This window comes from Helicobacter pylori (assembly GCF_001998165.1).
GTDB classification, from domain to species: Bacteria; Campylobacterota; Campylobacteria; order Campylobacterales; family Helicobacteraceae; genus Helicobacter; species Helicobacter pylori_DL.
The window spans coordinates 1-297 of record NZ_MTWR01000103.1 but is presented as its reverse complement, the minus strand read 5'-3'; the positions used below and the strand labels follow the sequence as shown (position 1 = coordinate 297).

Genomic DNA, 297 nt, shown 5'->3' with positions numbered 1-297 from the left:
GCTGGTTTGGAGCAAGTGTCGGCATTTTTTTGGCATAAAACCCCCTTTTAGTTATAATATCGGTTTTATTTTAGCTAAAAATGGCATGGGTTTTAGCAAGGAATGGGCTTGAAAAATCTCTCAACACTTCTGGTGTTTTTTATCTTCAGTTTGTTCTGGTTTGTAGCGGGCGTTCGTTTGGGCTATTACCTTTTTAACGCGCAATCCAGCTTGCTGTTTATCTTGCCCACGGCTTTAAAAACCTTTGCGTTAAAACCCACTAAAACTATAGGCGTTGCGCTGTTTTTAGGGCTTGTT

At 40.4% G+C, this 297-nt stretch carries 1 pseudogene; it reads left to right on the top strand.

Annotation, left to right across the window (positions count from 1 at the left end):
• Positions 1-108: 108 nt before the first annotated feature.
• A pseudogene (locus BZK24_RS08360) lies at positions 109-297 on the top strand (hypothetical protein); the annotation flags it as partial.